The 12787-nt window shown below is 68.2% G+C and carries 11 protein-coding genes; 2 read left to right on the top strand and 9 right to left on the bottom strand.

What is annotated here, in order from left to right:
* From WEB06_15690 to WEB06_15700, 3 genes are all read right to left on the bottom strand, one after another.
* The coding region (locus WEB06_15690) for an LLM class flavin-dependent oxidoreductase (GenBank protein ID MEX2557055.1) at nucleotides 1-529 on the bottom strand (529 nt) is incomplete at its 3' end.
* Nucleotides 526-942 (bottom strand): peroxiredoxin-like family protein, encoded by a 417-nt coding sequence (locus tag WEB06_15695; GenBank protein ID MEX2557056.1) that lies wholly within the window; start codon nucleotides 940-942, stop codon nucleotides 526-528. The genes WEB06_15690 and WEB06_15695, both read right to left, overlap by 4 nt.
* Nucleotides 943-1091: 149 nt before the next feature.
* On the bottom strand, nucleotides 1092-1517 hold the full coding sequence (locus WEB06_15700; GenBank protein ID MEX2557057.1) for an AhpC/TSA family protein: 426 nt from the start codon (nucleotides 1515-1517) through the stop codon (nucleotides 1092-1094).
* A 207-nt stretch (nucleotides 1518-1724) separates the two neighbouring features.
* On the opposite strand from WEB06_15700, the gene WEB06_15705 reads away from it, so the two are divergent.
* Together WEB06_15705 and WEB06_15710 are read left to right on the top strand one after the other, a co-directional pair.
* The gene (locus WEB06_15705) at nucleotides 1725-6122 is read left to right on the top strand and encodes a DEAD/DEAH box helicase (protein MEX2557058.1); all 4398 of its coding nucleotides are present in this window, start codon (nucleotides 1725-1727) and stop codon (nucleotides 6120-6122) included.
* A 2-nt stretch (nucleotides 6123-6124) separates the two neighbouring features.
* Nucleotides 6125-7006 carry a DNA-formamidopyrimidine glycosylase family protein gene (locus tag WEB06_15710; GenBank protein MEX2557059.1) on the top strand — a complete coding sequence of 294 codons (882 nt, stop codon included), beginning with the start codon at nucleotides 6125-6127 and terminating at the stop codon, nucleotides 7004-7006.
* Here the strand turns inward: WEB06_15710 and WEB06_15715 are convergent.
* From WEB06_15715 to WEB06_15740, 6 genes are all read right to left on the bottom strand, one after another.
* Nucleotides 6924-7436 (bottom strand): hypothetical protein, encoded by a 513-nt coding sequence (locus WEB06_15715; GenBank protein MEX2557060.1) that lies wholly within the window; start codon nucleotides 7434-7436, stop codon nucleotides 6924-6926. The two genes, WEB06_15710 and WEB06_15715, sit on opposite strands and share 83 nt — an antisense overlap.
* 181 nt (nucleotides 7437-7617) lie before the next feature.
* The gene (locus WEB06_15720) at nucleotides 7618-9021 is read right to left on the bottom strand and encodes a hypothetical protein (protein ID MEX2557061.1); all 1404 of its coding nucleotides are present in this window, start codon (nucleotides 9019-9021) and stop codon (nucleotides 7618-7620) included.
* Between the two features lie 314 nt (nucleotides 9022-9335).
* Complete coding sequence (locus tag WEB06_15725; GenBank protein ID MEX2557062.1) at nucleotides 9336-10454, bottom strand: DUF5667 domain-containing protein; 1119 nt, start codon at nucleotides 10452-10454, stop codon at nucleotides 9336-9338.
* An 84-nt stretch (nucleotides 10455-10538) separates the two neighbouring features.
* Entirely contained in the window at nucleotides 10539-11153 is a 615-nt protein-coding gene (locus tag WEB06_15730) for a sigma-70 family RNA polymerase sigma factor (GenBank protein ID MEX2557063.1), read from the bottom strand.
* Between the two features lie 705 nt (nucleotides 11154-11858).
* Nucleotides 11859-12386, bottom strand: a complete 528-nt coding sequence (locus WEB06_15735; GenBank protein MEX2557064.1) for a type 1 glutamine amidotransferase domain-containing protein — start codon at nucleotides 12384-12386, stop codon at nucleotides 11859-11861.
* Between the two features lie 22 nt (nucleotides 12387-12408).
* On the bottom strand, nucleotides 12409-12783 hold the full coding sequence (locus tag WEB06_15740; protein MEX2557065.1) for a response regulator transcription factor: 375 nt from the start codon (nucleotides 12781-12783) through the stop codon (nucleotides 12409-12411).
* Nucleotides 12784-12787: the final 4 nt, after the last annotated feature.

Genomic DNA, 12787 nt, shown 5'->3' on the forward strand with positions numbered 1-12787 from the left:
CTCCGCCGGCTTGGATCGGCCGCGGCACGTTCCGCGCTTCGCGGATCCGGTAGTACCGGCCTTCGAACGACGGCGTCTCCTCGGTGAACATCGAGCGACAGATGTGCGCCGCCTCCTCCAGCCGGTCGATCCGTTCGCCGGCCGAAGGGAAGTCGAAGCCGAGCGCGTCGTGCTCGACGTCGTACCAGGCCGCACCGAGACCAAGGATGGCGCGTCCTCCCGTGATCACGTCGAGCGTGGTCGCTTCCTTCGCGACGAGCGCAGGGTTCCGGTAGGTGACTCCTCCGACGAGCGCGCCCAGCCGCACCCGCGAGGTGCGCGCGCCGAGCGCACCGAGGAGCGTGTACGCCTCGAGCATCGGACGTTCGGGGCCGCCGAGCGGAGGCAGCTGGTAGAAGTGGTCCATCACCCAGACCGAATCGAATCCGGTCTCCTCCGCGGCGACCGCCATCTCGACCACTTTGCCGAACAGTTCGGTGTCCGGCGCGTCGAACGTGAAGTTCGGGATCTGGAGCCCGATCTTGCTCATGCGTCCCCCTTGTTCAGTGCCGCCATTATCTCCTCGAACGGCGCGTGATCCGAAACGTTGCCGTCCATGTGCTGGTAGCGGATCACATCGCCGGGCCCGATCACGAACGTCGCGCCGAGCTGCTTCGGGCGCTTGCCGAGCCGGTGCTGGCGCTTCCCGGCGGCGGTGGCCTTGAGGACCCCGGCCGCGGTCTTCGGCCCGGCGAGCTCGTACCAGCGTCCGTTGCGGAGCGACGCGATCTCCGCGGCCTCGCCGGCCTCATCGAGGAGGACGGGGAAGCCGATCCTCTCATCGTCGATGAAGGAGCGCGCGTAGCGGGCGTCCCCTGTGCCGACGGCAACGATCTCCGCCCCTTTCTCTCTGATCTCTTCCTCGTGCCTGCGCAACTGCGAGGCGTGGTACCGGCAATGCAGTCACCCGAAGTGGCGCAGGAACACGACGACGACGGGGCGGTCGGCCCAATAGTCACCGAGGCGATGCTCCTCGCCGTCGCCGTCGGCGAGCCTGAGTTCGGAGAGGGCTTCGAGATCCATCGCACGCGAAGGATAGCCCTTCGAGTCGTTCAGCCGCGTTCGAGGTCGCGATCGGTCAGGGCTGCGAACACCTCTTCGATCGGCGCGTGGTCCACGGTCGTCACATCGATGTGCTCGTACCGGACGGTGTCGCCCGGCCCGACGACGAAGGTCGCGCCGAGCTGGAACACACGCTTCCCGGCCATGTGAACCTTGTATCCCGCACGACGCGTCCGCATCGAGGCGCGGTACGTCTTCGGGCCGAGCACGTTCCACGCGCTCCCGCGCTTGACGCTCGCCGTCTTCGCCGCGACGGCATCGTCATCGACGAGAACCGGGAAAGGGATGCTCTCTTCCTCGACGAACCCGCGCGCGTAGCGTTGGTTACCCGTGCCGATCGCGACCACGTCGGCGCCCGTCTTCTTGATCTCGTCGTAAGCGTCGCGCAACTGCGCGACATGCTGCCGGCAGTGCAGTCAGCCGAAGTGGCGCAGGAAGACGAGAACGACCGTCCGGTCGGCCCAATAGCTGCCGAGGCGATGTTGCTCTCCGTCGGCGCCGGGCAAGTTGAGGTCAGACAAAGCAGGGAGATCCATCGCGGCGCAGGATAGCGTCGCCGGATGTGGGCGGCGAACCGAGAGGCCCGGCAGGGTGGCGGTCACGTGGTGCAAGATGGTCGAGTGGTGAACCCCCAGTCGTCGTTTTCCCCACCCGTCCGGGCTTGGTTCGATGCGACCTTCGCCGAACCTACTCCGGCGCAATCCGAAGCCTGGGGTGCCATCGCTTCCGGCGAGAACGCGCTCGTCGTTGCGCCGACCGGCTCAGGCAAGACGCTCGCGGCCTTCCTATGGTCGCTCGACCGGCTCCTCACCGGGCCCGAGCCGGAAAGCAACGAGCGCCGCCTCCGGGTCCTCTACGTCTCGCCGCTCAAGGCGCTCGCCGTCGACGTCGAGCGCAACCTCCGGGCGCCGCTGACCGGGATCACCCGGCAGGCGGAGCGGACCGACGCGAAGCTCCGCGAGGTCCAGGTCGCGATCCGAACCGGCGACACGCCGGCCGACGACCGCCGCCGCTTCGCGAAGCACCCACCCGACATCCTCATCACCACACCGGAGTCGCTCTTCCTGATCCTCACCAGCCAGGCCCGAGAGGCCTTGCGCAGCGTCGAGACCGTCATCGTCGACGAGGTCCACGCGATCGCCGGCAACAAGCGCGGCGCGCATCTGGCGCTGTCGCTCGAACGCCTGGACGAGCTGCTAGACCGCCCGGCCCAGCGCGTCGGTCTGAGCGCGACCGTGCGCCCGGCCGAGGAGATCGCCCGGTTCCTCGGCGGCGGCCGCCCAGTCCGGGTCGTTCAGCCGAAGCAGGAGAAGAGCTGGGATCTCCGCATCGAGGTTCCCATCGAGGACATGGCCGCCCTCGGCCGCCAAACTGAAGACTTCAAGCCCGGTGACGTCCTGTCCGCCGTCGAGCGCACAAGCATCTGGCCGCACGTCGAGCAGCGCATCTCCGACCTGATCGCCGAACACCAGTCGACCATCGTGTTCGCGAACTCTCGCCGGCTGTCCGAGCGCCTGTGCGGGCAGATCAACGAGCTCAACGAAGAGCCCGTGGCACGTGCTCACCACGGCTCGGTCGCGCGCGAGCAGCGCATGCAGATCGAGGAGGACCTGAAAGCAGGGCGGCTCAAGTCCGTCGTGGCCACCAGCTCGCTCGAGCTCGGCATCGACATGGGCGCGGTGGATCTCGTGATCCAGGTCGAAGCGCCGTCGTCGGTCGCGCAGGGCTTGCAGCGGATCGGCCGCGCCGGCCACCACGTCGGCGCGACGAGCCGCGGCATCGTGTTCCCGAAGTATCGCGGCGACCTCGTCCCGTGCACGCTCGTCGTCCAACGGATGCGCGAAGGCGGGATCGAAGCGATGCGCTACCCGCGCAACCCGCTCGACGTGCTCGCGCAGCAGATCGTCGCGATGGTCGCGATGGACGACTGGAACGTCGACACGCTCGAGAAGGTGATCCGCCGCGCCGCGCCGTTCGAGGACCTGCCGCGGAGCTCGTTCGAGGCGATCCTCGACATGCTCTCCGGCCGCTATCCGTCCGACGAGTTCGCCGAGCTCCGTCCGCGCCTGAACTGGGACCGGATCGACGGACGGTTGACCGCGCGGCCGGGCGCGCAGCGGCTCGCCGTCACCTCGGGCGGGACGATCCCCGATCGCGGCCTCTACGGCGTGTTCACCGCGTCCGAGAAGCCGACCCGCGTCGGTGAGCTCGACGAAGAGATGGTCTACGAGTCGCGCGTCGGGGACGTGTTCGTGCTCGGCGCGTCCAGTTGGCGGATCGAGGACATCACGCGGGACCGCGTGATCGTTTCCCCGGCACCCGGCGTCCCCGGCAAGATGCCCTTCTGGCACGGCGACTCGATCGGTCGCCCGGTGGAGCTCGGTCGCGCCCTCGGCGCCTTCACGCGAGAGATCGCCGCGATGAAGCCGGCCGCAGCCGAGGAGCATCTGCGGGACCTCGGCTGCGACGACAACGCGGCGCGGAACCTGGTCCAGTACCTGACCGAACAGCGCGAGGCCACCGGCACGCTGCCGGACGACCGCACGATCGTGGTCGAGCGCTTTCGGGACGAGCTCGGGGACTGGCGCGTCTGCATCCACTCGCCGTTCGGCGCTCGGGTGCACGCGCCGTGGGCGCAAGCGATCGAGACCCGCGTCCGCGAACGGCTCGGCATCGAAGTGCAGACGATGTACACCGACGACGGGATCGTCGTGCGTCTGCCCGAGGCAGACGAGACCCCCGCGGCCGGCTCGATCATCATCGAGCCCGAGGAGATCGAAGAACTCGTCGTCGGTTCCGTCGGCTCGAGCGCCTTGTTCGCCGGGCGGTTCCGCGAATGCGCCGCGCGGGCGCTCCTGCTGCCGCGGCGCCGCCCCGGGCAGCGCACCCCGCTGTGGCAGCAACGCCAGCGCTCGGCCGACCTGCTGCAGGCGGCGAGCCGGTACGGGTCGTTCCCCATCCTGCTCGAGACCTACCGCGAGTGCCTCCAGGACGTGTTCGACCTCCCGGCGTTGCAAGAGCTGCTCCAGGCCATCGAGCGGCGCGAGATCCGCGTCGTCGAGGTCGACACCGCGATGCCGTCGCCGTTCGCGTCCTCGCTGCAGTTCGGCTACATCGCCGCCTTCATGTACGAGGGCGACGCGCCACTCGCCGAGCGCCGGGCGCAGGCGCTGTCGCTCGACCGCCAGGTGCTCGCCGAGCTCCTCGGCACCGCCGAGCTTCGCGAGCTGGTGGACCCCGGCGCGCTGGCCGATCTGGAGCTCGACCTTCAGCGGCTGAGCCCCGAACGTCGCATCCGCGACGCCGACGACCTCCACGACGCCCTTCGGGTGCTCGGGGACCTGACCGAAGACGAAGCCTCCGCCCGCGGCGCGACGCGCGCGATCATCGACGCGGTCGAGCGATCACGTCGGGCGCTGCGCGTCCGCGTCGCGGGCGAGGAGCGTCTCATCGCCGCGGAGGACGCGTCCCGGTACCGGGACGCGCTCGGCGTGGTGCCTCCCGCGGGGGTCCCCGAGGCGTTCCTCGAACCGGTCACCGACCCGCTCGCCGATCTGGTCGCTCGCTACGCCCGCACGCACGGGCCGTTCCTCGCCGTCGATGCCGCCGGCAGGCTCGGGCTGGGCGTGGCCGTCGTCGAGCAGACCCTGCGCCGGCTCGGCTCCCAAAGCCGCGTGCTCGAAGGCGCGTTCCGGCCGATGGCGTCCGGCCGCGAGTGGATCGACGCGGAGGTCCTCCGCGTCCTCCGACGCCGCTCGCTCGCCGCTTTCCGCAAAGAGGTGGAACCCGTCCCACCGGAAGCGCTTGCGCGGTTCTTGCCCGCCTGGCAGGACGTCGGGTCCGACCGGCGGGCGACCGTCGAGTCCGTGCTGACCGCCGTCGAACAGCTCCAGGGTGTCCTGGTGCCGGCCAGCGCTCTCGAGCGCTCGATCCTGCCGGCCCGGCTGAGCGGGTACTCGCCCGGCCTCCTCGACCAACTCTGTGCCTCCGGAGAGGTCGTGTGGGCCGGCGCGGGTGCGCTCGGGCCCGACGACGGCTGGATCACGCTGTGTCTCGCAGATCAGGCGTCCCTCTTGATCCCGCCGGTCGCGGCGGCAGACCTTTCGGGGACGGCGGTAGCGGTACAGGATGCTCTGCGCGAGCGGGGAGCGCTCTTCTTCCGTCAGATCGGCGAGGCGACCAGGTCCAGCGACGACACGGAGGTCGTGCTGGCCCTCTGGGAACTCGTCTGGGCTGGGATCGCGACGAACGACTCCCTCGCCGCATTGCGTGCCCTGCTCGCGGGAGGCGGCGTGTCGCGGAAGCCGGCGCGGCGGCGCGGCCATCGCGGCCCCGCCCTGCCTGCGCGCCTCGGTCCGCCGACCGCGGCCGGGCGCTGGAGCCTGCTGTCCGCACGCGAGCCCGACACCACCGTGCGACTCCACGCCGCCGCTCGAGCGCTCCTCGCGCGCCACGGGGTGCTCACCCGCGGCGCGGTCGCCTCCGAGCGGACCCAAGGAGGCTTCGCTGCGGTCTATCCGGTCCTCAAAGCGATGGAGGACGCCGGACGCTGCCGGCGGGGCTACTTCGTGGAGGGCCTCGGCGGAGCGCAATTCGCGCTTCCCGGCGCCGTCGACCGGATGCGCACAACCCCGGCGGCCGCGGAGCCGCATGCCGTTGTGCTCGCAGCCACCGACCCGGCGAACCCCTACGGCGCTGCCCTGGGATGGCCCGACTCGCCGGCGGAGAACGGCGGTCACCGAGCCGGGCGCAAGGCCGGCGCCTCCGTCGTATTTGTCGACGGTCTTCCGGCGCTCTACGTGGAGAAGGGCGGCCGTTCCCTGCTCGCGCAGACCGACGATCCCGCGGCTCTGGGAGCGGCCATGACCGCCCTGGCGGCTGCGGCTCGGGCCGGCACACTGGGGCCGCTCGCGATCGAGCGCGTCAATGGAGCTCCCCTGGTCTTCGACTCTCCGATCGGGAACGAGATGACGAAGGCCGGCTTCGTGCGCACGCCGAAGGGCCTTCGCTTGCGGGTCTGACGATGCCGGAGGGCGACACCATCGCGAAAGTGGCCGACACGCTCCACCGAGCGCTCGCCGGTCACGTGATCATCCGAAGCGATTTCCGCGTCCCCGCCCTCGCGACCGCCGACCTCGCCGGCCAGACGATCACCGAGGTGGCCAGCCGCGGCAAGCATCTATTGATGCGAACCGACGCCGGCCTGACCGTCCACACGCACCTGAGGATGGATGGCGCCTGGAGGCTCTTGCCCGCCGGCCGCCGCCCTCGCGGCCCGCGGGACGCGATCCGCATGGTGATCGAGACGGGCTCCTGCACCGCCGTCGGCTCGGAACTCGGCATCGTCGAGCTCATCGCCACCGCCGAGGAGGGGCGGGTTGTCGGTCACCTCGGACCCGACCTGCTCGGCGAGAACTGGGACGGTGCCGAGGCGCTTCGCCGGCTCCGCGCCGACCCCGCTCGTCGCCTCGCCGACGCGCTCCTGGATCAGACGGTGATGGCCGGCCTGGGCAACGTCTACAAATCCGAGATCTGCTTCTTGCGCGGCGTGGACCCCGCCACGCCTGTGGGTGAGGTGGACCTCGACGGCATCGTGGCGCTGGCTCGGCGGCTGCTGCTCGCGAACCGAGCCACCGGCAACCAGGTCACCACGGGCGACCCGCGCCGGGGCAGGCGCCATTGGGTCTACGGGCGGGTAGGGGAGCCCTGCCGTCGCTGTGGCACCTCGGTTCGCCGCAGGATCGAGCCCGGCGAAGGAGCCGCCGAGGGAGCGGGGGAGCGGGTGACCTACTGGTGCCCGAGCTGTCAGCCGGGGCCGGGCGTCAGGAAAGCAGATAGGTCGCAGCAGCCTCGAAGCGGCAGGGGCTCGTCCCCGAGGGGGCGCAGCCTCCAACCCAGGCGGTAACGGTCAGAACCTGCGGCTTGGAGGTGCTTGCGGTGTAGTAGGTCGTGGATGTCTTACCGTGGCGGGTCGTCGTAACGGTCTTTCTCCACGCCTGGCAGGTGCGATCGAAGTAGGCGCTGCCTCCAGCGGTCACCGACGAACGTCGGACGACGCACTCCCAGGCGAAATACACCTTGCCCTTGCCGTCCGAGATCTTCGCGTGGACCTTCCAGCTGTCGGCTTGCGGGGAGACGATCCGCGCGATGAGGGTTTCGTAGTCGATGGCGTCGCCGGGATCGAAGTGTGGGATCCGGAAGCTGGTGACGCACTGTGCGGTTCCCCCGGCCGGGATGGTCTTCGCACAGCCGACTCCCCGGGAGGTCGAGGCTCCGCTCGGCACGGAAACCGCGAGGACGACGAACATCAACGAAAACAGACGGATCCGAGCCATGCGCCCTCCTGGCCGCCCTGCCGGTTCGTTCCAGGTTCCTCACGAGAACGTAGATTCCTCCTGGTTCGAGGTGTTCTTTCCGGGCGAATCGGACATCGATCGGGTGCGCTCCGAGGGGCGGAGGAGGGAAAAGCAAGAGGGGCGGCTCACAGAGCCGCCCCTCCGATGCTTGCGACCGAGCTTACTTCGACAGCGCGAACCGGCGAACCAGGACCGCCATGCCGATCAGAGCCGGGCCGGCCAACAGGTACGCGTTGGTGGCGACGCCGGTGGTCGGGTGTGGCGCCGGCGGGCTGCTCGACCCAGCGATATTGGCCTGTGCGAAGACGTCCGAACCGGGACCGGCGATCGACAGGTCGAACAGCACGTTACCCGCGATGTTCGGTGCGATGCCGACCTCGATCGTCCGGGCCTTGGCCTGGGACGTGGTCGCGTTGACGGACTTCGACGTGCCCAGCACGTTGATCTTCAGGCCGAGGGTGTCGAAGAGGAGACCGTTGAGCTGGTCGAGCACGGCATCGAGGTCGATGCCGGCCAGGTCGGTCAGCGCGATCTCCTTGCCGTTGACGTTGATCGCGAGCTGGTCGCCCTTGATCAGGCTGATCGTGTTGTTCAGGACGCGGAGGCCGGCGATCTCGTGGATCGCGGTGGCCTTGCGGTCCGCCGCGTTCACGCCGACCTGAGCGAACGTCTTGGTCGTGAGCGCGTCGATGTGCACGAGCGCGTTCTCGCCCTTGCCGAACAGGTCGATGTCGACCATGCGCGAGAAGCCCGTCGCGTTACGGACGTTGCTCGCGAAGTCGGTGGCCGACTTGGTCTCGATGAGGCCGATCGAGATGAGCGGCTGGCTCAGCAGCTCGCCGATCTTCGGAAGGTCGAGGTTGACCGGAACACCGAGGGTGGTCTCGACGAGCTGCTCAACTGGCGTAAGCAGGCCGTTGAGCGTGTCGACGATGCCGGTGTCCGGGGCGTCGGTCTCGTTTAGGACGGGCTGGAGGACGCCCTTGAGGGTGTCGACCAGTGCGGGTGTGAGCCCGACGGTGATGCCGGCCAGCTTCGAGTCACTGGTGCTCTTGATGGCGCGCGTCCCGTCCGCCAGCTTGTTGAGGGTGCTGGAGGCGTTGACCTCAGAGATGCCGACCTTGACGAGGCCCTGAACGTCGAGGGCGAGGAGGTCTTCATGGACCACCTTTTCCACGAGCGCGAGAGGAGCGAACGCCTTCGGCAGCTTCTTGCCGAGCAGCGCTGTCGACAGGGTCTCGAGCGTGGTGTTGAGGGTGCCGTCGAACATCTGGCCGAGGCCATGACCCTTGTCGCCGAGCTTGTCGACCTGGCCGAGCGCCCGGCTGAACGAGATGCTCTGCTCGATCGGGTTCGCGATGTCCGCGGCACCGAGGACCGTGTTAAGGACCGTCGGCAGGGCCAGCTTCACGTCGAGGACGCTGGCGTTGGCCTGGGCGACGTAGTTCCGAACGGAAATCGTTGGCAATGCGGCGTTGGCGCCCGTGCCCATCGCGAGCATGGCGACCATCGTTACCGCAACCACCGCCGAAAGGCGGCGGGTCTTGCTTACCCCTTTGCGCATCTCGCCCTCCTGTTGAGGCCCCTACCGAACGACACGGTTCCCTGGCCGCCCGCGCTAGCACCTTCTGGTTCTGGCGACCGCTCTTTGAACCCTCTAACGCAATTACGGACAACTGCGTCGAGTGGAACCGAGTCGGTGCCCCGAACATCGTGGCGCTTGTCTCGAGCGTCCCCCTGGTAACGAGGGACTAGTTACTCAAGTGACGCGAGTATGCCGCGCTTCCTTAGCTTTGACTAGTGGGAGTTTTCAGGTGTGATCAACCGTCCCGTAGGCATACGGGACTTGCGTCCTGGTTGAGGGGGTTCGGGCCCGGCTTAGCTGCCGAGATCGAGAGGGAGCGGAGTCAGCGAGATCGTCGGCAACGGAGAAGGGCCGACGATCGGTTCGAGCGGCTCGAGCAATTCGTCGATGAGGCCGTTGACGAGATCGTCGGCGTCGTCCCCTACCACCGGGAGTTCCGGGAGATCGATCGGCGCGTCCGGGTCTTCCGTCGGCGGAGTCGTCGGCGGGGGCGTCGTACTGGGGTCGTTCGGATCGCCTATGGCGCCTGGGTCTTCGTCGGTGGGCTCCTCCCCGCGGAAGTCGGAGCATGGGCACAGCGGGGCTTGCGGGCCGGCCGTGCCGGTTCCGTCGTCGCCGACTGCCGGCGGATTCTGGCCTGGGAGCAGGGGGTTCGCCGGGCACAGGCATCCGCCCATGATCCCGGTGACCCGCTCGGACACCCGCTCCAGGATGTCTATGGAGTCACGCGCCTGAGGCCGGGCGCCGGCCGGCAGCCTGTCGACGAGCACCTCGAGGCCCTGACGCTGAGCGACGGCGAACTTGATCAGCCGGTCCAATGGGATCCGGTCGGACGTGTCGCCGTACACGCCGATGAGGAGCTTGGTCGCGTCAAGCGTGCGGAAGTCCATGTCGTTGAGCGCCGTCGTGTAATGCTCGACGTTCGTTTCCGACCGGCTGATCAGCTCGCGGACCTCGTTGAGCCGCGTTCGTGCGAGCTGCATCTGGAGGTCGGCGCGCGGCTCGGGCGCGCGGGTCACCAAAAGCCGAGCGTCCTCATGGAGGCGCTTGGCGAAGTAGTCCCAGTCGCCGGGAACCGAGTCCTGAGCCACCGCCATGATCGAGCCGCCGGCGAGCAGCATCGCAGCCGCGACCGCGTTTGCGAACACGAAGCGGAAGGAACGCCGCATCCGCGCGTTCCGCTCGATCCAACCGGCGCGGACGCCCTCGAACCAGGGGCGTCGCACGGCGGTCTCTGCAACGAGCCGGTTACGCAGGGCGTTGCGGAACGCGGGCGCCGGGCCCATCGTGGGTCTGGCGTGCTGGAGGGCGTCGGCCAAGGCCGCCATGCGGGCAAGCTGCCGCGGTGCCTCGGTCTGCATACCTTCCAGCAGCTCGGCGAACGCCTGTTCGTCTCTCGTGGGTTTCTTCATCGGGTGCTCCACTGAATGCAACGAATCCATGCCCGCCCGGGACACGACCGACGAAGGGGTGGTTTTTCGGGTAGTTCGAACGGACTACGCATCTTCGCCCACCACGACCAGCTTGTAGAGCGCTTTGACCGCTCTGTACTGCAACGCCTTTATCGCCCCATCCGTCTTGCCCATGGCCGCCGCGCTCTCGGCCACGGAGTAGCCCTGGAGGAAGCGCCAGTAGATGACCTCTTGCTGTTCGCTGCCCAGTTGCTTGATGGCCCTGTAGAGGTCTTGCTGGGAAACCCGGGCGAGAGCCGCATCCTCCGCGTCGACGACGCGGTCGTCGCTGATCGGCGTCTCGATGCCGAGCATCTCCAGGCGAGCCCGCCCCGACTTGAAGTGGTCCAAGACGAGGTTCCGAGCGATCGTCAGGAACCAAGCCCCGACGTCGCGGCCCTGCCACTGGAAGCCCTTTATCTTGCGGAGGGCCCGAAGGAAGACCTCGGATGTGATGTCCTCGGCGAGGGCGGAGTCCCCTTGAACCCGGTAGACGACGAAGCGATACACCCGTTCGACGTAACGGTCGTAAAGGGCCGCGAAAGCCTCCGGATCCCCTTCGCGGGCTCGGTCGACGAGGGCGACGACCTCGACCTCACCTACGGCGCCCCCCTCATCTGGGGCACCGGCGTCGGTAACCGCACCGAGGGGTCCGCTCATACGACCTTCCTCGATAGGGTCGGCTTCAGCCATCTGCGGGTTGACCGCCTCAAGACCCATGTTTCTCCTGGCCGAGCTTCGACGCTCCCGGCCTCAGCGGTTCAGCAATAGTTGAAGTGTGACGCCGCCGAGAAGGAGCACCAGCACCGCCACCAAGGTGATCGCTGTTCCCCGTCGCATCGCACCCCGCTCTGACCTGTGACTTTACGTGGCCGGGTCTGGCGCGGGAAAGGGACGTTAGGAGGATTTCTGCGTAGTTGAATCGGGCCATTTACCGCGACCGTGACCCGCGCGCCTCTCGGGTCCCGTCCTTTCCCGGTGCATCTCCCAGGTCGGAGCCTCCTTGCTCCGCGAACCGCTCCTCATCAAGGGTTTACGTTCTATCCGCCTACAACGTACGGTTCGCCGGATCCGATCGATCCGGGCTCGGGCATCGTTTGGGACGGGCGAACGGCGCGAGGCGGCAGAAAGTGGATGTTTCTTACGTCTGCCCGCTCGGCCGTAGGAAACCGATCGCGCGCTGCGTAGTTATGTAAGTGGTGGCAGCGCCGCACAAAGTGTTGTGGCTCCAGGTATGAAGCGCCCTGATGCCGGGGCGCGAGGGATGAAGAGTCGGGCAACTGCGCGACCACCTCGACCCAAGGTTTCGAACGAAAGGCGGACCACACTCCCCAGGTCCGCCTTTCTCCTTTGTTCGAGGGCTTGTCAGGCGTCCTGGTTCGCGATGGCTTCGATCACGGCCGGAAGGAAGAGAGGGAGGTCCTCAGGGCGGCGGCTCGTCACGAGGTTTCGGTCCACGACGACCGGCGCGTCCACGTAGTCGGCGCCCGCATTCATCACGTCATCCTTGATCGCCGGCACGCACGTCATGCGCTTGCCCTTCAGGATCCCGGCCGAGATCGCCACCCAGGGGGCGTGGCAGATCGCCGCAACCGTCTTCCCCTCATCGTTGATCTCGCGCACGAGGGAAAGGAGCGCCTCGGAGCGGCGCATGTGGTCCGGGGCGTACCCGCCGGGGATGATCACGGCATCGAAGTCCCGCGCGGCGAGGTCGGAAACCTGGGCATCCACGGCGATCGGGTAACCCTTCTTCCCCTTGTAGGTCGCCTCGCCGATGCCGGCGACGACGACGTCGGCTCCTTCTTCTATCAGCCGGTAGCGGGGGTAGTGGAGCTCCATATCCTCGTAATCGGGTCCGCACAGGATCAGGATGCGCTTTCCGCTCAACCGCATGAGATCGACCTCCTCGTTCGGCTCAGCCCATCAGCTCGATGCACATCTCGGAGATCTGCCGCTCCAGTTGCTCGAGACCTTCTACCTTGCCCAGACAGAGCGCTGCCCCGGCCTCGCGAGCGGCGGCTTCGAGAGCGTCGTCGATGTATGCCGTGTACAGGATCACCGGAACCGCCGGGGCGAGCTCTCGGAGCCTCCGCGTCGCGGTGAGCCCGTCCATACCCGGCATCTTGTAGTCCATCACGACGACGTGCGGATCGCTTCGTTCGACCGCGGCGATGGCTTCGGCGCCCCCCGCGACCTTGGCGACCACATCGAACCCGTCCAGCTCGAGCATCGTCGCGAGCATCTCCCGGACGTGTTCGGTGTCGTCGACGACCATGACGCGGATCGTCACGGCG

The organism is Actinomycetota bacterium (genome assembly GCA_040905475.1).
Classification (GTDB): Bacteria; Actinomycetota; AC-67; order AC-67; family AC-67; genus DATFGK01.